Annotated in this window: 16 protein-coding genes and 1 tRNA gene; 1 reads left to right on the top strand and 16 read right to left on the bottom strand. The window is 59.5% G+C overall.

The annotated features are described in order from the left end of the window. Nucleotides 1-536 precede the first annotated feature (536 nt). The 9 genes from rplT to recJ all read right to left on the bottom strand — a co-directional run bounded on the left by rplT (nucleotide 537) and on the right by recJ (nucleotide 11,573). The gene (gene rplT, locus DWV20_RS04830) at nucleotides 537-896 is read right to left on the bottom strand and encodes a 50S ribosomal protein L20 (RefSeq protein ID WP_006234421.1); all 360 of its coding nucleotides are present in this window, start codon (nucleotides 894-896) and stop codon (nucleotides 537-539) included. A 46-nt stretch (nucleotides 897-942) separates the two neighbouring features. Further along, a complete protein-coding gene (gene rpmI / locus DWV20_RS04825) occupies nucleotides 943-1,134 on the bottom strand; it encodes a 50S ribosomal protein L35 (protein WP_006234422.1) in 192 nt (63 codons plus the stop codon). Between the two features lie 32 nt (nucleotides 1,135-1,166). Further along, a complete protein-coding gene (gene infC / locus DWV20_RS04820) occupies nucleotides 1,167-1,736 on the bottom strand; it encodes a translation initiation factor IF-3 (protein WP_089573296.1) in 570 nt (189 codons plus the stop codon). Between the two features lie 431 nt (nucleotides 1,737-2,167). Further along, a tRNA-Leu gene (locus DWV20_RS04815) sits at nucleotides 2,168-2,254 on the bottom strand. Nucleotides 2,255-2,293: 39 nt separating this feature from the next. Next, nucleotides 2,294-3,727, bottom strand: coding sequence for a transglutaminase-like domain-containing protein (locus DWV20_RS04810; RefSeq protein WP_117758815.1), 1,434 nt, complete (start codon nucleotides 3,725-3,727; stop codon nucleotides 2,294-2,296). A gap of 352 nt (nucleotides 3,728-4,079) precedes the next feature. Next, nucleotides 4,080-4,946 carry a class II fructose-1,6-bisphosphate aldolase gene (gene fba, locus DWV20_RS04805; RefSeq protein WP_117766024.1) on the bottom strand — a complete coding sequence of 289 codons (867 nt, stop codon included), beginning with the start codon at nucleotides 4,944-4,946 and terminating at the stop codon, nucleotides 4,080-4,082. Between the two features lie 195 nt (nucleotides 4,947-5,141). Then, nucleotides 5,142-5,825, bottom strand: coding sequence for an MBL fold metallo-hydrolase (locus DWV20_RS04800; RefSeq protein ID WP_117848270.1), 684 nt, complete (start codon nucleotides 5,823-5,825; stop codon nucleotides 5,142-5,144). Between the two features lie 84 nt (nucleotides 5,826-5,909). Further along, the gene (locus DWV20_RS04795; RefSeq protein ID WP_117848269.1) at nucleotides 5,910-8,270 is read right to left on the bottom strand and encodes a bifunctional (p)ppGpp synthetase/guanosine-3',5'-bis(diphosphate) 3'-pyrophosphohydrolase; all 2,361 of its coding nucleotides are present in this window, start codon (nucleotides 8,268-8,270) and stop codon (nucleotides 5,910-5,912) included. A 15-nt stretch (nucleotides 8,271-8,285) separates the two neighbouring features. Next, nucleotides 8,286-11,573, bottom strand: a complete 3,288-nt coding sequence (gene recJ / locus DWV20_RS04790; RefSeq protein ID WP_117848267.1) for a single-stranded-DNA-specific exonuclease RecJ — start codon at nucleotides 11,571-11,573, stop codon at nucleotides 8,286-8,288. Between the two features lie 275 nt (nucleotides 11,574-11,848). Here recJ and DWV20_RS04785 point away from each other — a divergent pair, with 275 nt between their 5' ends. Next, the gene (locus tag DWV20_RS04785) at nucleotides 11,849-12,847 is read left to right on the top strand and encodes a bile acid:sodium symporter family protein (protein WP_118256494.1); all 999 of its coding nucleotides are present in this window, start codon (nucleotides 11,849-11,851) and stop codon (nucleotides 12,845-12,847) included. Between the two features lie 30 nt (nucleotides 12,848-12,877). On the opposite strand, the gene DWV20_RS04780 is transcribed toward DWV20_RS04785, so the two are convergent. The 7 genes from DWV20_RS04780 to DWV20_RS04750 form a co-directional block, all read right to left on the bottom strand. After that, nucleotides 12,878-13,675, bottom strand: a complete 798-nt coding sequence (locus DWV20_RS04780; protein WP_117635466.1) for a DUF4931 domain-containing protein — start codon at nucleotides 13,673-13,675, stop codon at nucleotides 12,878-12,880. A 3-nt stretch (nucleotides 13,676-13,678) separates the two neighbouring features. Continuing rightward, nucleotides 13,679-14,356, bottom strand: a complete 678-nt coding sequence (locus DWV20_RS04775) for a copper homeostasis protein CutC (protein ID WP_117635467.1) — start codon at nucleotides 14,354-14,356, stop codon at nucleotides 13,679-13,681. A gap of 325 nt (nucleotides 14,357-14,681) precedes the next feature. Continuing rightward, nucleotides 14,682-15,383 carry an ABC transporter ATP-binding protein gene (locus tag DWV20_RS04770; protein WP_035137222.1) on the bottom strand — a complete coding sequence of 234 codons (702 nt, stop codon included), beginning with the start codon at nucleotides 15,381-15,383 and terminating at the stop codon, nucleotides 14,682-14,684. A gap of 12 nt (nucleotides 15,384-15,395) precedes the next feature. After that, nucleotides 15,396-16,256, bottom strand: coding sequence for an ABC transporter ATP-binding protein (locus DWV20_RS04765; RefSeq protein ID WP_089573307.1), 861 nt, complete (start codon nucleotides 16,254-16,256; stop codon nucleotides 15,396-15,398). Beyond that, nucleotides 16,246-17,325 (bottom strand): branched-chain amino acid ABC transporter permease, encoded by a 1,080-nt coding sequence (locus tag DWV20_RS04760; RefSeq protein ID WP_118256497.1) that lies wholly within the window; start codon nucleotides 17,323-17,325, stop codon nucleotides 16,246-16,248. The genes DWV20_RS04765 and DWV20_RS04760 overlap by 11 nt, the downstream gene beginning before the upstream one ends. A 9-nt stretch (nucleotides 17,326-17,334) precedes the next feature. Further along, the gene (locus DWV20_RS04755) at nucleotides 17,335-18,216 is read right to left on the bottom strand and encodes a branched-chain amino acid ABC transporter permease (RefSeq protein WP_117582912.1); all 882 of its coding nucleotides are present in this window, start codon (nucleotides 18,214-18,216) and stop codon (nucleotides 17,335-17,337) included. Between the two features lie 139 nt (nucleotides 18,217-18,355). After that, a complete protein-coding gene (locus DWV20_RS04750) occupies nucleotides 18,356-19,543 on the bottom strand; it encodes an ABC transporter substrate-binding protein (RefSeq protein WP_118256493.1) in 1,188 nt (395 codons plus the stop codon). Between the last annotated feature and the right edge of the window lie 66 nt (nucleotides 19,544-19,609).

Genomic DNA, 19,609 nt, shown 5'->3' with positions numbered 1-19,609 from the left:
CAAAATATTCTGGGCTTCGAGCCCGTCCGGTCCTCTCAGTCCATCGCTGATCGGTTCCGTTCGATTCATATGGTTTTAGTATAGGAAAAGGAATTTCTCGGGGCCGCCTCTCGGCGGCCTTGCGAAAAACAAATCCAAGTTAGACCATTTCAAATGGTTCGATGTCTGCCCGGATGCGACACTGAATGTGTCCATCCTCGCAGTATCCGGTTCTCAAGGTGCACGCCTGGCGGCTCATCCGGTCCGACCGGGCCGCGCGGCAAGGAGATATATTGCCAGACCGCGAAGCCCTGTGGGACGTCAATTCCACTCTTCACAAGTCCTACACAACATATCGCTTTCTATAGCTAATAGAAAGACTGGTGCGGATCTTCCGCACGTATCAGATGATGACCCTTTGGTTCAGGAATATATAGAGATCGGTCACCTGTAAGTGTCTATCTACCCGCGCTTTTAGCAATGTAAACCGCGCTTCAGATAAAAAGAGGGAGCGCCGCGCACAACGCGACACTCCCCTAGCGATTCAAGAGAATCTATTAGGCCTCGAGAGCCTTCTTGGCGATGGTAGCCAGCTCGTTGAAGGACTCGATGTCCTCGTAAGCCATCTGAGCCAGGACCTTGCGGTCGAGCTCGATGCCGGCAACCTTCAGGCCGTGCATGAACTGAGAGTAAGAAATATCGTTCAGGCGAGCAGCAGCGTTGATACGAGTGATCCAGAGAGAACGGATCTCGCGCTTCTTGTTGCGGCGATCACGATACTGATACTGCAGGGAGTGCTGGACCTGCTCTTTAGCATGCTTGTAAGTACGCGAAGCGGCACCGTAGTAACCCTTCGCACGGTGCATAACGGTACGGCGCTTCTTCTTGGCGGCAACAGCGCGCTTAATACGTGCCATGTTCTATCAACTCCTAGACGGTAAAACGAAAAACGGGAACGCGAACTTAGGCGAGACGCGACTTGATGACCTTGCGGTCGGCAGCGGCGATCTCGGTCTCCTGACGGAAGCCACGCTTACGCTTGGTGGACTTCTTGCTCAGGATGTGGCTCTTGAAAGCCTTGGCGCGCATAAGCTTGCCGGTACCAGTCTTGCGGAAACGCTTCTTGGTGCCGCTGTGGGACTTCATCTTAGGCATGAAATACTCCTTAATCGGTTACAGAACACTAGTTACTTGCTATCGCTTGCCGCTTTATCCTCATCGAAGGCGCCCTTAATCGGGGCGAGCAGCATAAGCATGTTACGGCCTTCCATCTTAGGCTTGGACTCGACCGTAGCGTAAGGCTTGAGATCCTCGGCGAGACGCTCGAGAACGTTAAGGCCCTGCTCCGGGTGAGCCATCTCACGGCCGCGGAACATGATGGTGATCTTAACGCGTGCGCCCTTCTTGAGGAAACGCAGAACGTGGCCCTTCTTGGTCTCGTAGTCGCCAACGTCGATCTTGGGTCGGAACTTCATTTCCTTGACCTCGACCTTGGACTGGTTCTTACGAGCAGCCTTGGCCTTCATGGCCTGCTGGTACTTGAACTTACCGTAGTCCATGACCTTGCAGACCGGCGGCTCCGCGTTGGGAGCGATCTCGACCAGGTCGAGACCCTGATCGTCGGCGACGCGCTGGGCATCGCGGATGGCGAACAGGCCGAGCTGAGAGCCATCGACGCCAATCAAACGACACGAAGATGCAGTGATCTCGTCGTTGATGCGGGTGTCATCAGACTTAGCTATTTTCCCTACCTCCATTCATAAAAAAATAACCCGGCGCTTCTCAGCAACCAGGTCGTACACATAGACTTCCTCGATTTGAGGAAGGGAATCTAAGTTGTATGACCAGTCAGCTGCTCATTGGCGCCAAAAGGTGGGAACCCTCAGGTTCCTCTTTAGGGCATTGTGGGAACAACGCCTTGCGAATAATAACACGTACAGCGCGTTATCACATTACGTACACGAAAAAGGGACCTTGACCCCCTTGAACACTCGCTTGCATGTATGGTGCTCGAGGCGAGACTCGAAGGGCCTTCGCTTCGCGAAGCCCCGGGCTTCGGGCGCGTGGCGCCCTCGCCACGCTCCGCTACAAACAGGCCACAGGCCTGTTTGCTTAACGCTTCGCGCGCTCACGCGAGTTCGGCACGAAAAAGGGGGCCGCAACCCCCTTGAACGCTCACTTGCATGTATGGTGCCCGAGGCGAGACTCGAACTCGCACGTTGTTGCCAACGGTGGATTTTGAGTCCACTGCGTCTGCCAATTCCGCCACTCGGGCACGCAATGCGTGAGTTAGTTTATCACAGCTTTCTACCGATTAGTCCGAAAATGGAACTTCGAGCATTTCGATGAGTTCGACCGTGCGGAGCATCTCGCGCCGACGGCATCCGCGACCGTCGACCGAAGCCTCACCCATCTGGTTATCGTAAGGGTCCTCGCGCATGCCGTCGAAAGAGGGCTCAAACTCTGCCTGGAATCGATTGTTGGCCACCATACGCCACGGGTCGAGATTGCCAAAGTAGTGACGGCGGCGCCACTCCTCCCCCATCCTGCGAGCAGAAGATCCAAATGACACGTCGGCGTTGAGCCAACCGGTCTGCGGCGTATAGAACTCTGCCCAGTCGTGCGACCCCACCGAATCGGGCGCAACGTACAGGCCGCTCTGCCAACGGGCAGGCACGCCCGCGATACGGCACATGGTGATAAACGTGAGCGCCATAACGCCGCAATCGCCGCGGAGCGAATGCGCGCAGTCATCGACAATAGATCCCAAAAGCAAGTACGGCGGCTGATAGCGATAGTCGATATGCTGCGTCAGGTAATCATAGATAGCACGGGCGCGATCGAGCGGATCCTCGAGTCCGTCAACAACACCGGCCGTCAGCTGCAGCAGATACGGCGTGAATGCAATGTGCGGACGGTCCTCGGAAATATCCTCGGGCAGAGGCGCGTCCATACGCGGATGAACCGGAAGTGTGCCACCGTAGACATCACAATAAGCAGCATCGATGTGATAGCGATAGGTCGCCGAGAATGAGCGCTCACTCGAAGAAGACCACGAGACGGTACGCGCCGAAGCGTTCGCGGGAGCAACAGCACCCTCCGGCGTCATGTCGAGAATGTCGACCCGAGACTGCTGGCGGCAGGTGGCGGCAACGGGAAGCCAAGCGCGAACGGTCTCCCCCTCTAGAGCGCCGGGGACAGACACAGACGCTTTAAGCGTAATGACGCGAGCCAATCCGTTTTGCGACTCCATCTCCTTGAGCATCTCGTTGCGCAGTGCAATTCCGTCCGTAGGATCGGGACGCATGCCGGGGACCTCTTTGGGATATACGCGAAGCGAATCGAGGAAGTTGTCGAGAACGAACAGCTCGCCATCGATAAAGCGCCAGTCAATACGCTTACGGTCAATCAGATCGTCAAACTGCTCCTCGGTAAACTCAGGCCACTCCTCGCGAATCATCGTAATAGCCTGATCGCGCGACACCGAAAAATGAAGCGGCGTCTCGAGCATGCGATACCGCTCGGCACGAACACAAGCAGCCAGCGAAGGCTCGGGGTTCTGCTCCAAAAGGCGATCGCAGGCAGCAACAGCCTGCGTCAAATACCCGGCATCCTTAAGACGAAAAATCTCGGGCGGCAGTCCAACATCGAGATGACGAAAGTCATCACAGCGAACATCAGCAGAGCAACCAACTGGACCCTCGTCAATAACCTTCCCATCCGAAGGCAGCACATTAATAACAGCCATATACCAAACTCCAAGTCATTAGAACTCTTGAAGCACATTGTAGCGAGATAAAAAGAAAGCCCCAATAAAGGAACCCTCAACACCGATAAACGGTACCTATAAAAATGAATTCAGCCCAGTAACCCTGTAGCGAGTTAACAAAGGAGGCCCCGTTTCCCCGGAGCTGATTCCGTCGCGCGACTTCTGGCGAAGCCAGAAGCCATTTTAATTCAGCCTCGTAACCCTGCGGCGTTAAACGAAGGAAGCCCCGTCCCCCGGAACTGTTTCCTTGGCGCGACTTCTGGCGAAGCCAGGTGAGCGCAAAGGAAACAGTGTAGGGGGACGGGGCTTCCGGCGGGAAGTTTAGCGACGCTTACGCCTTGTTGACGGAGCCAAACTCCTCCATGAGCTCCTTGGTGCGGGCAACGATGTTGTCGCGACCAGGCTTGAGGAGCTTGCGGGGGTCAAAGCCCTTGCCCTGCTGATCCTTGCCAGCCTCGATGTACTCGCGGACGCCCTTGGCGAAGACGAGCTGCAGGTCGGTGTTGACGTTGATCTTGGAGATGCCCAGGGAAATGGCCTTCTTGATCTGATCCTCGGGGATGCCGGTGCCACCGTGCAGGACGAGGGGCAGGTCGCCGGTCTGAGCCTTGATCTCGCCCAGACGCTCGAAGGAAAGGCCGGCCCAGTCGGCGGGATACACGCCGTGGATGTTGCCGATGCCGCAGGCGAGGAAGTCGACGCCCAGGTCAGCAATCTGCTTGCACTCAGCGGGGTCAGCGAGCTCGCCGTTGGAGGTCACGCCGTCCTCGGTGCCGCCAATGCCGCCGACCTCGGCCTCGATGGACATGCCCTTGGAGTGGGCAAGCTCAACGAGCTCCTTGGTGCGGTCGAGGTTAAGCTGGAAGGTCTCCTCGTGAGAGCCGTCATACATGATGGACGTGAAGCCGGCCTCGATGCACTTGAAGCAGTCCTCGTAAGAACCGTGGTCGAGGTGAAGGGCGACGGGAACGGTAACGCCCGTGGCCTCGACGGCAGCCTTGACCATGTCGGCGCAGACCTTGAAACCGCCCATCCACTTAGCGGCACCAGCGGTGCACTGAAGGATCAGCGGAGACTTGGCCTCCTCGGCGGCCTGGAGAATAGCCAGGGTCCACTCGAGGTTGTTGGTGTTGAAGGCACCGAGACCGTACTTGCCGGCCTCAGCCTTCTTGAGCATGTCTGCTGCGTTGACGAGCATAAAAGAAACCTCCTGTAAGGTTGCTCCGATAACGCCTGAGATTTTACCACGGCGCACCCGGGCATAAACGTTCGTTTGTTCACGAATATCGTCCAAACAGACTTTTTTTGACCGTTTGCCCTACGGAATCGACCCGTTGGGGAAAAATAGCTTGACGTTTGGACGCTTCTCGTGCTTCAAAAGCCGACTATTAAGCTACATCCGCATGAAAGGGTTCTGCATGAGCTCGCGTGCCATGGTGGTCGAATCGCCATGGCCGGTTAGGCAAACGGTATCGGGTGGAAGCATGTGGGCGAGCTTGGAGAGCGAACGCAGAATCGCTGCCTCGTCGCCACCGGCAAGATCGGTGCGGCCGTGGCTGCCCGGGAATAGGGTGTCGCCCACAAAGGCAATGTTCCCCTGCTCGGTGGCGGCGAACAGAACGATGCCGCCCGGTGTGTGCCCGGGCACCTCAATTACCTGCAGGCAAATGTCGCCCAGCTCAATGGTGTCGCCCTCGGCAAGCAGCCGCGTCGGCTCACCTGGATCGGGCGTCTCGATGCCCCACATCGCTCGCTGCTCCTCGATATTCGCATGCGGCACTGCTGCGTCCTTGCCACACAGCTCGTACAGGGCGTCGGCGCCAACGGCGGCCCGAACTCCAGCGACACCGCCAACATGGTCGGCGTGACCGTGCGTGCAAATGGCGCCGAGCACCTGCACATCGGGATGCTCGGCTCGAATATGTTCCACCAAACGCTCACCTTCCCATGCGGGGTCGATAATCACGCACTCATTGTCCGAAATAACAGCATAGCTATTGGTCTGAATGGGACCGTTTACGAGCGTCTCAATCTCGACCGATCCCTTGGGAGTTAAATCCAAGGACACAGCACTCATGCCCCTCTCCTCTCTATAGAACTCGAGGCATCAAACGATGCCTCGAGTGTAGCGAATATCGATAATGTGGCACGTTCGTCGCGACTAAACGCGGCGCTTAAGCTGGGCTCCACCCTCGCCGGGCATCAAGCGACGCGCGTCGTAGACCGAGTCAACGCTGCTGATGGAGGCCAGCAGCGGATCCAGACCACTCGCGTCCGAGATCTCGACCATAAAGCGCAGGGTTGCAATACCCTCGCGGTTGGTCGACGTGGCGGCAGAAAGGATATTGCCACCCGCATCGCCAATGGCAATGGTGACATCCTTGAGCAGGCCCATGCGGTCCAGGCACTCGACCACGATCTCGACCTGAAAGAGGGTGTCGGCAGCGCCGTCCCACTCCACTTCGATCATGCGCTCGGGATGCTCCATAAGACCCTTGACGTTGGGACAGTTGGCGCGATGCACCGAAACGCCACGACCGCGCGTGATGAAGCCGACGATGTCGTCGCCCGTCACGGGGTTGCAGCAATGAGCCAGACGGACCAGTAGGCCGCTGTTGCTCTCGCCCTTGACGATAATGCCGTTGCTGGCGCTCTTGCCGCGCTTTTGCGGCTTGCGGTTGGAGCCGCGGGCAGGCTGCTTGACGACCTCGGCAATGGCTTCGGCCTTGGTGAACTGTTCCTCGGGTTTGGGGTCCAAGATTTGCTCGACCTTATTGCCAACGGCACGTGGGGCGACTTTGCCCGCACCAACGGCGGCAAACAGGTCCTCGAGCTGCTTATAGTTAAACTGCTCCGCCACGGCGTTGAGCGCACGCGTGGATCGTGGCGTAGAGATGCCATATCCGCGCTTGCGCAGGTCCTTAGCCAGTATATCGCGGCCGGCGGCAGCGTCGTCGTCCTTGGTCGCGGCGGCGAAGTAACGGCGGATCTTTGACTTGGCGGAAGGTGTCTTAACGATCTTGAGCCAATCACGCGACGGCTTGGAACTCTTGTTGGTCAGAATCTCGACACGGTCGCCCGTCTTGATCTCGTGCGTGAGCGGGGCCACCGCACCGTTGATCTTAGCGCCGACGCAGTGGTTGCCCACCTCGGTGTGAACGGCATAGGCAAAGTCGAGCGGCGTGGAGCCGGCACGAAGCGCCATGACCTCGCCCTTGGGCGTAAAGACGAAGATCTCCTGATCGAACAGATCGACCTTCAGCGAATGCAGGTATTCCTTGGCGTCGGTGATCTCATCAGACGCAGCCCAATCGAGCGAATGTTTGAGCCAGTTAATCTGGTCGTCCAAGCGCTGGGCATCATTGGTCTTAGACGCAGACGATCCGCCCGACTTCTTATAGAGCCAGTGGGCGGCAATACCGTACTCGGCCTGCTCGTGCATCTCGTAGGTACGAATCTGAATCTCGAGCGGACGAGCCGTGGGGCCGATAACCGTCGTGTGGAGCGACTGGTAGTTATTGACCTTGGGCATGGCGATATAGTCTTTAAAGCGCCCGGGCATGGGGTGCCACAGCGTATGCACCGCACCGAGCGTGGAGTAGCAATCGCGCACCGAATGCGTGATGACGCGCAGTGCCACCAGGTCGTAGATCTCGGAAAATTCCTTGCCCTTGCGCTTCATCTTTTGGTAGATGGACCAATAGTGCTTGGAACGGCCGTTGATCTGGAAGTCCTCCAGGCCAATGCGGTTGAGCTCGTCGGTGAGTGTCTTGATGGTCTCGGCCAGATAGCGCTCACGGACCTCGCGCGACTCCGCCACCATGCGTGCGATGCGCTGGTAGGCGTCGGGCTCCAAATAGAAGAAGGACAGGTCCTCGAGTTCCCACTTGATAGAGCTCATGCCCAGGCGGTCGGCCAGGGGCGCGTACACGTCCATGGTCTCGCGCGCCTTAAACAGGCGGCGGTCTTCGCGCAGGGCGGCAAGCGTGCGCATATTATGCAGGCGGTCGGCGAGTTTGACGATGATAACGCGAATGTCCTTGGACATGGCAAGGAACATCTTGCGCAGCGTAAGCGCCTGCTTCTCGTCCATGCTGTCGACTTCGATGTTGGTGAGCTTGGTCACGCCGTCGACGAGCTCTGCCACGGTTTCGCCAAACAGGCCGGAAACATCGGCAAGCGAGGTCTCGGTATCCTCGACGGTATCGTGCAGCAGCGCGGCGCACACCACGTCACAGTCCATCTTAAGGTCGGCCAAAATGATGGCCACCTCGACGGGATGGTTGATGTACATCTCGCCCGAGCGGCGCTTTTGGTTGCAATGCTTCTCGGCGGCAAAGCAGTAGGCCTGTTCCACCTTAGAGAAGTCGTCCTCATTCATATATTTGAGGCACAGGCGCTCCAGCTTGTCGTAGCTGTCCGCCATAATCTCGGGTGGCAGCTCATCGGCATGCTTATAGTGCTCCATCTCCGAAAAAGGCTGGAGGGTGGAATCATGGGCGGTACGGGCTGCGGCATCCATCGAGGTCCCCTTCCCCTAGGCCCGCGGTACGATCGGGCGGTTAACTTTGGCTAGCATATCAGAAGCGCACGAATCGAGCGCCCAGCTCCGGAAAGCCGAGAACTCCATGCGCGAGCGCAAGCCCTCCAAATAGCGAATCGACCTGCTCAATTGCACGCGGCCGGGGTTTTCGGCCATCGCGATGCGACGGGTGTCGTCAAACCCCGAAACGCGACAGAAACCAAGCTCTTCGAAGATTCCCAGGCCGCTTTCCACCGAGCGCTCGTCAACCGGCGTGCGAGCATCGATGGCAAGACACATCTGAGCGATGTCGATATCGCTCGCGCTAAAGGAATCGTCCCCGGTCTTGCCGCGGTTGGAGCGCCACATGGTCTGCAACGCGCGATAGAGCGTGACGAGTTCGTCGCGCTCGGGCGCATAGCAGTCGAGTAGGCGCTCGTTAATGCGGGCGTCGCGCGACGAATAGAGCAGATGGATCACGGCGGGCTGGCCATCGCGACCGGCGCGGCCGCTCATCTGGTTAAACTCAATGCCGCCAAACGGCATGTGGTAGAGCACGACATGGCGGATATCGGGCAGGTTCACGCCCTCACCAAAGGCAGATGTCGAAACGATGCAACTGAGGCTTCCGTCACGAAACGCTTCCTCGACACGGCGACGATCGGAGCGCGCAAGCCCCGCGTTATAGAACGCGATGCGGGTCGCGCAATCGGGTACCCGCTTGCGCAGCGTCTTAGCAAGCGCCACGGACTGATCACGCGAATTGACGTAGATGACGGTCTTCTCCCCCGTCGCGACGATGGACACCAGGCGGTTTTCGCGGCTCGCAAGATCGCGGTCGTCCTCGAGCTGCAAGTTCTCGCGCACGGTCTCGTCGACCACCGTACGGGTAATCGGCAACACGCGGGCAAGCTCCGCCACGACCGGAGCCGTCGCGGTGGCCGTCGCCGCCATAACGACCGGATCGCCCAGGGCCTTGAGGATATCGGGCATGTCGAGGTATGCGCTACGGTCGCCGCCCTTGGCAAGACCGGCATGATGCGCCTCGTCGATAACGACAAACCCGATACGACCCGAGCGAGCAAAGCGGTCGCGGTGAATAGACAGGAACTCAGGCGTCGTGAGCACGATGCCGGTGCGGCCCGAAGCCAAGCCGGCAAACACGTCATCGCGCGCCGCCTCCACGGTCTCGCCGGTCAGCACGCCTACGCCAATGCCGAGCGCAGCCATCGTCGACGAGAGGTGATAGGCCTGGTCGGCAACGAGCGCACGCAGCGGATAGACAAAGATACTCGCACGCCCGCGAAGGACCGCCTCGCGCGCGGCGTGCACATGGAAGATAAGAGACTTTCCGCGCCCCGTTCCCATAACGGCCAGAACACTTTGGTGATCGGCCAGGGCATCGAGCGCTTCGACCTGCGCGCGGTGCGGCTGGTTCGAGCCGATAAAGCTATGGATAAGCGAGCGCGTGAGCTCGGTATAAGAAAGTTGGGCGAGCGTTTGGCGCTTTCGGGACTCCAGGCGCAGGCCGGAATCCGCCGGCTGCACGCCACGACGAAGCTCGCATGCCGGATCGTCGACGCTGGGCAGCGTGGTATCGCGGACCAGAACATCCTTGATCATGAGCTTGGGCTTTACGCGACCTTGCCAATGCTCGGCCACGGCCTCGAACACCAAGTCGACGGCGCTATCACAATTGATGAGCTTATCGATCTGCGGCACGCGGAACATAATGGCCGGCACACTCGCGGCGCCATCGGTCGCCACGAAGCGCATGTGCTCGCCGGTTTTGCCCACCACGGCGCGATCGCACATTGTCACGCCCTCGGCCGCCAACAGCGGCACCTTGTTGCCCTGGCCAAACGGCTCAAGACGGGAGATCTGCTCGATGGTCTCAATATTCAGCTCGGAAAGGTCGACGGTGGCGGCGACCTCGTCGGTGTCTTCAAAGTCCTCGGCGGGAAGCTCCGATAGCACGGCGGAAAGGCGGCGGCGGAACTCATCGAGCTTGGATGCCTCGATGGTCACACCCACCGCACCGGCATGTCCGCCGCGACGAATCAGCAGGTCGGAACAGCGCTCGACGGCGTCAAACAGGTTAACTTTGCCCACCGAGCGGCCCGATCCGCGTGCAACGCCGTCCTCGATCGAGAAGAGCAGCGCCGGCACGTGATAGCGATTGGTCAGGCGGCTCGCCACGATGCCCTTGACGCCCTCGTGCCAGCCCTCGCCACCCACGACGATTGCGCGTCCGCCGTCATAGGTCTTCTCGACCTTTGCCATGGCATCGCGCGTGAGCTCCGCCTCGATCTCACGGCGCTGGCGGTTGATTTCCTCGAGCTCAGCCGCCAGTGCGCTTGCTTCGATGGGATCGCGGGCAAGCAGCAGGTCGAGCGCCAGCTTGGGATCAGCCATGCGGCCGGCAGCATTCAGACGAGGGATGAGCGAAAACGACAGGCCGTCGGCCGTAATGGTAGAAAGGTCCGTCTTGGCGAGCGCAGCAAGCGCGATATAGCCGGGACGAGCGGTTACGCGCATCTGCTGGATGCCCTCGGCAACCAGCGCGCGGTTCTCGGGCGTGAGCGGCATCATGTCGGACACGGTGCCCAGCGCCGCGACCTCGATTAGCGAACGCCAATACGACGGCTTGCCCAGGCGCTCACCCAGGACTTGCACCAGCTTGAGCGCCACACCAGCACCGGCAAGTTCACGCGAGGGACCCTCGTCCTCGAGCTTGGGGTCGGTCAGGGGCACGCCCTGCGGCACCTGGTCGGAGGGCTCGTGATGGTCCGTGACCACCAAATCGATCCCCAGGCTCTCCAGATAGGAAACCTCTCCCTTGGCGGCAATGCCGTTATCGACGGTCACGATCAGGTTGGGTTGGGCGAGCTCGTTGACGCGGTCGAGCGCCGCACGCGACAGGCCGTAGCCCTCGTCAAAGCGATGCGGAATAAACGGCGTGACGTTGGCGCCAAACGAACGTAGCGCCTCGGTCAACAGACAAGTCGACGTAATGCCGTCGACGTCAAAATCGCCAAAGACCGCGATGTGCTCGTGGTTGCGAATAGCGCGCTCGACGCGGTCGGCAACGACCGCCATGCCCGGAATAATGAGTGGGTCGGCCCAGTCGCGATCGAGCGAAGGCGTCAAAAACAGCTGGCCTTCCTCGATGGATGTTATGCCGTGCGCAACCATAATGCGCGCCACCAGCCCGGGTATGCCCAGGCCAGCCGAAAGCTCCTTTTCGAGCTCGGGGTTTTGCCGAGCGACTGCCCAGCGATGCGTCGTCTTAAGCGATGACATAGGCGCCCACCCCCGATAGGGGCAGGTCGCCGCGATACCTCTCACGGTTCATAGCGATGAGTCCTCTGTGTATACCCGCTTCGGCAGGCAGATCTGTTGAACGGATTTATTATACCGTGCAGCGCGGACGCACAACGTCCAGCACGCCGCGGTTTCGATAAACGAGGGTGGTAATACCCTCGAAATAATCGAGCGTTTCTGACGCACGGACGCATGCGAGCGTCTAGCATATCCATTCAAAACGGATTCACGAGCAAAGGGAGTCACAAGAGCATATGAAGCAATGGGTTGGACTGGGCAAGTTTCTTGCGGGGCACATGCAGGTCATCGTTCCGATTTGCGTGACGCTCGGCGTGCTCTTTCCCCGGCAGATCGGCGTGCTCAAGCCCATCGTTCCCGCCCTGTTTGCCTTTATGACGTTCCAAGGTGCGCTCAGCAACACCTTTCACCAGGTGGCCGAGGTGTTCCGCCGTCCCCTACATTTGATTTTGGCGTTATTTGTCTCGGCCGTGCTCATCCCCATCGCGGCGTATGCCATGAGCTCACTGTTCTTTGGTTCCAACCCAAACCTTGTCTGCGGCATCGTGCTCGAGTACAGCGTACCCGTGGCAGTCACCGCCTTTATGTGGATTAGCATGTTCGGCGGCAACGGCCCGCTCGCGCTCACCATCATCCTGACGTCCTCGGTCATCTCACCTGTGACGATTCCGCTCACGCTCAAGCTCCTGCTGGGTGCCACCGTCGCAATCGATGTGTCGAGCATGATGCAGAACATGGCCTTTATGATTGCCATCCCTGCCATCCTCGGCATCGTGATCAACGAACTCACGCGCGGATGGGGACACGAGAAACTCTCCCCCGCGCTCTCGCCCGCCTGCAAGTTCATGATGATGAGCGTTATCGCGTCCAACTCCACCGCCATGAGCGAGTACGTGCTGCACATGAACGCGGTGCGCCTGGAAGTCGCCCTCTTTATTTTGACCTTCGCCATCAGCGGCTTTGTCGTCGGCATTCTGGTCGCCCGCGCGTTGCACCTGCCGTATAGCGAGACGACCACCATGTGCTTTACCTGCGGCATGCGCAATATCTCTTCGGGCGCCGTCATCGCCACGCAGTATTTTCCCGGCGAGGTCGTGTTTCCCGTCATGTGCGGAACGCTGTTTCAGCAGGTGCTCGCCTCGGTTATCGGACATCTCTTTGAGCGACTGACCGGCGAGGAGCGCGCCGCCCAGCGCAAGCGCGTCGAGGCCGGCCGCGACGCCATGGGACGCTAGACTGTCCGCATTACGCGGGTGATAGTCTTGCTATACGAGCGTTTCCAGATGCGCACGCAGGCGCTCTGCATCGATATCGAGCGTGGTCTCGGCATTGACCTGGGCCAAACGATAACCGACAAAGTAGGGCGAAACCACCCAACGCGGCAACACCTTGGCAATGGTCCGGCCGTCCATGTGGTAGAAGAACAAGTTGTACGACTCCGCGCGGCCGCCGTGGTGCTCGTGCAGGATATAGTGCAGGGCCACCTGAATCGCATCGGCAAACAGGTCCGCTTCGGCTTGGTCGCGGGCGTCGTCGCTGGCGGCGATTCCCTGTGGAGCCGAGACGTTAACCTCAAAGAATCCCATAATCGGTTCGGTTGAGATGTTGACCGAGATTCTCCCCTGTTGCCAAACATTGATGCCTTCGAAATTGGCGGAAGCCAGCGAAGCATAGCCGTCTTCCTGCTCCAAGCCCACAATCTGCATGTGTGGATGGACGAGGCTGCCGCCCGAAAGCGGGCCTTTGTTCTTGTACAGGAGCACACTGCGGTACTGTTGGGAATCGAGCATCTGCTGCCAACAGCCCAGGGCAAACCGCATCACATGATGCAGCTCATCCGGTTCATAGGTCGCCAGGTCGGCGTCGTGATTGGCAGACTCGATCAATACGGTCTGACGGGTGGCCCGCAAGGTCTTGAACTTATTCTCGAGCCAGATGCAGTCACCATCGCGCTGGATGACGCTGGCGAGCCCCTCCGTATCACAAAAGGGGCACGCGGTGCCAGGGCGACGATTATCGTCGGGCTTACCGCTCGCCTGCTGAACGTCAAATACCAGTGCCACAGGTTACACCTCCAGCGGCACGATCTTGGTGCCATGCAGCTCGGAGACGCCAAGTGCTGCCGCCACGGCATCGCGGTTGGCCGTGGTAATGCCGCCGCCAGGAAGGATGGTCAGGCGGTCGCCCGCGTACTCGATCAAGCGGACCAGGTTTTCGAAGTTGCCCTCGATCGACGTACCGGCAGCGCCGCCATGCGTGAGGATGCGCGTAACGCCGCAGTCGGCAAGTGTATCAATCGCATCGAGCTGAGCCTCGGGCGAGAGCTGGTCAAACGCCATGTGGAAGGTGATGTCAAGGGACTCGCGCTTGCACTCCTCGGCCGCACACCCCGCAGCCATCACCAAGGCACCGAGCGTGAGTTCGTCGAGCGCCCATCCGCCGGCACAGGGCTTGCAGCAGCCAAAGACCAGACCATCGACGCCGGCGCTTACGGCAAGGCCCAGATCCATCTCCATCATGCGCAGCTCGTCCTGGTTGTAATGAAAGTCCCCGCCGCGCGGACGAATCATGCACATCACGCGCGCATCGTGCTCGTGAGCGTAGCTGACCGTAGCGCTGATAACGCCGGCGGAAGGTGTGGTGCCGCCAACGGCAAGGTTGTCGCACAGCTCAATACGACTCGCACCGGCCTTAATGGCCGCCGGCACCCGCTCAAAGTTCTCGGCACAAAACTCGTACAGCATAGATAGACCCCCGAAGACAGCAGATGTTTTCCGACGGGCATTGTCACACACCCCCATGAAGTTGCGGTGGAATAAGGACTCTTTTGGCCTCTGAGGCTCCCATTTAGTCCCTATTCCACCGCAACTTAAAGGGGTAGTCGTTGGCATCTGCCACAACGTCGATGTTTTGACAACGACAGCGAAAGCCCGCCAGAGCGAGCAAGGTGCCTTGAAACGAGGCGGCATTGACCTTCTGGTCATGCCGCCGAAGTTGAAAGGCAGATTGCCGCTCTGGCGGGCTTGCAGCGTCGAGCCGTTACGCGGTTTGGTAAAACCGCGTAACTAGTTAACCGCCCAGGTAGGCTTTGCGGACGTTATCGTCGTGCAGGAGCTCTTGGCCGGTGCCGGTCATGGTGATCTTGCCGGTCTCGAGCACGTAGCCACGCGTGGCGATCGAGAGCGCCATCTGCGCGTTCTGCTCGACCAGAAGCACCGTGGTGCCGGCCTTGTGCAGGTCCTCGACAATCTGGAAGATCTGCTCAATCAGAATCGGCGCCAGACCCATGGAAGGTTCGTCGAGCATAAGCAGTTTGGGGTTACTCATAAGGGCGCGCCCCATAACGAGCATCTGCTGCTCGCCGCCCGAAAGGGTGCCGGCGACCTGGCGACGGCGCTCCTTCAGGCGCGGGAACTGCTCGTAGACGCGCTCAAGGCCCGGAGCAACCGTGGACTTGGGCTGCGTGTAGGCGCCCATCTCCAGGTTCTCCTCGACCGTCATCTGCAAAAAGGCGCGACGGCCCTCGGGGACCTGAGCCAGGCCCTTACCAACCAGCTTATCGGCGGGCGTATGAGTAATGTCCTCACCCATAAACTTGATGGAGCCGGTCTTGGAGCGCAGCAGGCCCGAGACCGTCTTGAGCGTTGTGGACTTGCCGGCACCGTTCGCACCGATCAGGGCCACGATCTCGCCCTCGTTAACGTTAAAGGAGATGTCCTTGATGGCGTGGATGGCGCCGTACCAGACGTTGATGTTGTAGACGGAAAGCATCGGCTCTGCCATTTAGTTCTCCCCCTTATCCTGCTTGCCCAGATACGCCTCGATAACAGCGTCGTTGTTCTGGATTTCCTCGGCCGTGCCCTTGGCGATGACCTTACCAAAGTTGAGCACGCAGATGCCCTCGCAGATGTTCATAACGAGCGACATATCATGCTCGATAAGCATGATGGCAATGCCAAAGGTGTCGCGAATCTTGACGATGTTCTCCATGAGCTCGGCGGTCTCGGACGGGTTCATGCCGGCGGCAGGCTCGTCAAGCAGCAGTAGCTTGGGGTTGGTGGCAAGCGCGCGGACAATCTCCAGACGACGCTGGGCACCATAAGGCAGCGAACCGGCCTGCTCATTTGCCAGATGCTCCATATCAAAGATGGAGAGCAGCTCCATGGCGCGCTCATGGGCGGCCTTCTCGTGCTTCCAATACGTCGGCAGGCGCAGCACGCCCTCAAAGCCGGAGTAACGCTCCTGGTTATGCAGGCCGACCTTAACGTTATCCTCCACCGTCATGGTGTTGAACAGGCGGATGTTCTGGAACGTACGGGCAATGCCCATGCGGTTGACCTGGTAGACCGACTTGCCCGAGGTGTCCTCACCGTCGAGCAGGATGGTGCCGTGCGTGGGCTGATACACCTTGGTGAGCAGGTTGAAGACCGTGGTCTTTCCGGCACCGTTGGGGCCGATCAGACCGGCGATCTCGGTCTTGCCGATAGTCAGGCTAAAGTCGTCGACTGCCTTAAGGCCACCGAACTCAATGCCCAGGTGGATGCACTCGAGCGCCGGGCGCTGGCCCAAGTCGCGGTCGGGAACGATGGCGCCAGAAGGATACGGGACCATCTTGCCCTTGTTGAACTCAAACTTACTGGGCATCGGCTGCCACCTCCTTCTTGGAAGCAAAGCGGTCCTTAATGCGTGCGAAGAACGCCTTGAGCTGCGGGTTGTTGGTAAAGATCATGACCAGGATCAACACGATGGCGTAGATGAGCATGCGGTAGTCCGAGAACTGACGGAGCAGCTCGGGGAGCACCGTAAGCAGTGCGGCCGCGATGACGGAACCGCGCATGTTGCCCAGACCACCCAGGACCACGAACACCAGGATGAGGATGGACGTGTTGAAGTCAAACTTGGTGGCGGAGAGCTGCGAGAAGTTACCGCCGAAGAGGGCTCCGGCAGCACCGGCGAGGGCGGCGGAAACCACGAAGGCGATCATGCGGTACTCGGTGACGGAGATGCCTACGGACTCGGCTGCAATCTTGTTATCGCGCACGGCCATGATGGCACGGCCGGTACGGCTGCGCACCAGGTTGAGCACGATCACGAGTGCGACCATGACCAAGATGGCACCGGCAAGGAAGGTCGAGTACGTCGACACGCCCGAGGCGCCCTGGGCGCCCTTGATGATGGCGGTGCCGTCCTCGAGCAGGTGCAGGTCGTCGATCGTGGAGTTGCCCGTGATGTTAAAGATCACATGCAGGCCGTGGGAGTCGACGCCCACGATAAGGCAGGTGACGATCTCTTTGATAATCTCGCCAAAGGCCAGCGTCACGATAGCCAGGTAATCGCCGCTCAGGCGAAGGACCGGGATGCCGATCAAGAAGCCCAGGATGGCGGCAGCGATGGCGCCGACCACGATGCTGATGACAAGACGTATCGGATCGGAGGGAACGGCGCTCTCGAGGGCGACCGCGGTAACGATGCCTGTATAGGCGCCGACGCTCATAAAGCCCGCGTGGCCCAGCGACAAGTCGCCCGCGATGCCGACGACGAGGTTAAGGGAGATAGCCATGACGATATAGGCCGTGATGGGAACCAGCTGACCGGCGATCATGCGCGGAATCATGTGGTTAGACTGCATAAAGAACACGATGGCGAACGCCACAAGGCACATGGCGTACGTAACAAAGTCGTGACGCGCCTGCTTGTCTTTAAGAAACTTCATAACGCTCACCTACACCTTCTCGGGGACGTACTTGCCCAAGAGGCCGGCAGGCTTGACGAGCAGGACGATGATCAAAACACCAAAGACGATGGAGTTGGCAAGGCTCGTGGAAATATAAGCCTGTGCCATCGCCTCGATGATACCGATGAGAATGCCACCGACAAAGGCACCGGGGATGGAGCCGATGCCACCGAAGACAGCGGCATCGAAGGCCTTGATGCCAGGCATGGCACCCGTCGTGGGCTGCAGCACCGGCGAGTAGGAGCACAGCAGCACGCCGGCGATGGCGGCAAGGGCGGAGCCGATGGCGAACGTCATCGAGATGGTGCGGTTGACGTTGATGCCCATGAGCTGAGCGGCGGCCTTGTCCTCGGACACGGCGCGCATGGCTTTGCCCATCTTGGTCTTGCCTGTAAAGAACATCAGGCCGGCCATGATAACCAGGCAGGCGACGATGGTGACGAGCGAGACGGCGCTTACGTTGAACTTGGCCAAGAACTCCGGCACCTGGAAGGTGACGAGCGAAGTGAAGTTCTTGGGCGTGGCGCCCCACAGAAGCTGCGCGGCGTTCTGCAGGAAGTAAGACACGCCGATGGCCGTGATCAGAACGGCCAGAGGGCCTGCTTGGCGCAGCGGCTTGTATGCCAGACCCTCGATGAGAACACCGAGAACCGTGCAGACCACACAAGAGAGAATTACAGATGCCCAGCCCGGGAGGCCGAGGTACGACGTGGCGCAGAACGAGACATAGGCACCGACCATGATGACGTCGCCGTGAGCGAAGTTCAGCATCTTGGCGATACCGTAGACCATGGTGTAGCCCAACGCGATGATGGCGTAGACGCTGCCCATGGACAGGCCGTTGACCAGGTATTGGATAAAGACTGTCATGTTCCACATCCCCCTTTCGAATAGGTTTCCAGTTGATGTATGAAACAGGGACGTTACATCGTCCCTAGATACCAAGCAAGCAGGGAAGGCCAAAACCTCCCCTGCTTGGGATCAAAACCGCTCTATGTAAGGCGGCCTATTAGGCCTGTACGTACTTGCCGTCGGTGATGACGTACGCCGTGGGCTCCTTCTGGACCTGACCCTTATCGTTCCAGGTGAGCTTGCCGGTCAGACCGTCAACGGTAATCTTGAGCATAGCCTTGGACAGCTTCTCGGCGACCTCGGTCGGGTCGGCGTCGACACCAAGACCGGCCTCCTTGAGGGCCTCGGCCACCGCGTGCACGCCGTCGTAGGCGTCAGCGGCAAACTGGTCGGGGGTATCGCCGTACTTATACTTGTAAGCGTTAACGAAGTCGGCGTTCTTCTCGTCGTCGGCGGAGAACGGGGTCATGAGTAGCAGACCCTCGGCAAGAGAGGTGTCGAAGCCCTCAACGCCCAGGATGCCGTCCATGCCGTCGCAGCCCATCATCTTGACGTCGTAGCCCATGTCCTTGGCGTTCTTGAGCAGGACGGACGCCGGCGTGTAGTAGATCGGCGCAAAAATCATGGTGGCGCCTGCCTGCTTGGCCTTGGTCAGCTGGTTGGTAAAGCTCGTGGCGGAGTCGTCCTTAAAGGTCTCCTCGTCGACAATCTCGAGCTTGGACTCAGCAGCCTGAACCTTAAAGGCATCCGCGACACCCGAAGAATAGGCGTCGCCGGAGTTATAGAACAGCACGAACTTCTCGTCCGCATACTTCTGCGCCAGGAACTTGGCAGCGTTGACGCCCTGGTTGGGGTCGGTAAAGCAAACCTGGAAGACGCAATCCTTGCCGTCAGTGACGTCCTCGGAGGACGCGGACGGGGTGATCATGAACGTCTTGGGGTCGTTACCGCACTCGGCGGCAACGGCAACCGACGCACCCGTGGTGGTCGGGCCGACAAGGGCCTGCATGCCCCAGTCGAGCAGGGTGTTGAAGGCGTTAACGGCCTTCTCGCCGTCGGCCTGGTCATCCTCGGCCTTGCTGGCAAGCGGCAGCTCCTTGGTCGAGAAATCCTTGCAGCCAAGCTCGACACCCTGGGTAACGGACTTGCCGTAGGACGCGGCGGCACCGGTCAGCGGGCCGATGGTGCCGATCTTAAACGAAGCGTCGCCCGAAGCGGAACCACTGTCGCCGCCGTTGGAGGAGCAGCCCGCTAGAATGGACATCGCCCCCAGACCTGCTGCGCTCGCGATAACGCTCCTGCGATTCATAACAGGGTTCAATGACTTACCGGTGAGGCTCGACATGCGGCTCTCCTCTCAAATCTCGTCGGGTTTTGGTTGCCCGACAGGCCATCCTTCGCCGTGTTCGGC

Origin of the sequence: Collinsella sp. AF02-46-1 (assembly GCF_003465825.1) — a bacterium.
Classification (GTDB): Bacteria; Actinomycetota; Coriobacteriia; order Coriobacteriales; family Coriobacteriaceae; genus Collinsella.
The sequence above is the reverse complement of the archived record's forward strand: the minus strand, read 5'-3'. Positions and strand labels throughout refer to the sequence as shown.